Consider the following 660-nt stretch of genomic DNA (forward strand, 5'->3'; position numbering starts at 1 on the left):
CGTAACAAGGTAGCCGTAGGAGAACCTGCGGCTGGATCACCTCCTTTCTATGGAGAAATCTAGTAAGCATGGCGCTTATCTAGTACAACTTAGAAGACTGGTTTCTTAACTTCTGTTCAATTTTGAAGGACTAAGTTCTTCTTATATGGGTCTATAGCTCAGCTGGTTAGAGCGCACGCCTGATAAGCGTGAGGTCGATGGTTCGAGTCCATTTAGACCCACCATAAAAACTTAATCTATGTATAGTGTAATCTTAATTGATTATAATAATACAATGTTAGGTTTTAATGTTCTTTGAAAATTGCATATGAATATAAATAACAACAAGCCAAAAATATTCTTTGTGAATAACTTTGTAATTTATTACTAATAAATAAAGAACCATCTAAACTTTTCTAATCGTTTACACGATTTTAGAAGTTAGAGAAGGAATTTAATTAGAAGCGAGCAGGTCGAGGAGATGAGGACTGAACGACGGAGCGTATCTTATACGCGAGTAAGTGAAGGACGAAATCGACGAAGAGATGCGAAGTTTATAATTAAATGACATATAGGTCAAGCTACAAAGGGCGCATGGTGAATGCCTTGGCATCAGGAGCCGATGAAGGACGTGATAAGCTGCGATAAGCTTCGGGTAGGCGCACATAGCCAGTGATCCGA

General features: G+C 38.8%; 1 tRNA gene and 1 rRNA gene. Both read left to right on the forward strand.

The window, feature by feature from the left end:
* Positions 1-147: 147 nt before the first annotated feature.
* Positions 148-224: transfer RNA gene (locus GPX08_RS00005), tRNA-Ile, on the forward strand.
* Between the two features lie 325 nt (positions 225-549).
* Positions 550-660 (forward strand): 23S ribosomal RNA (locus GPX08_RS00010); the annotation flags it as partial.

Source organism: Clostridium tertium, assembly GCF_902652255.1.
Lineage (GTDB): Bacteria > Bacillota > Clostridia > Clostridiales > Clostridiaceae > Clostridium > Clostridium tertium_A.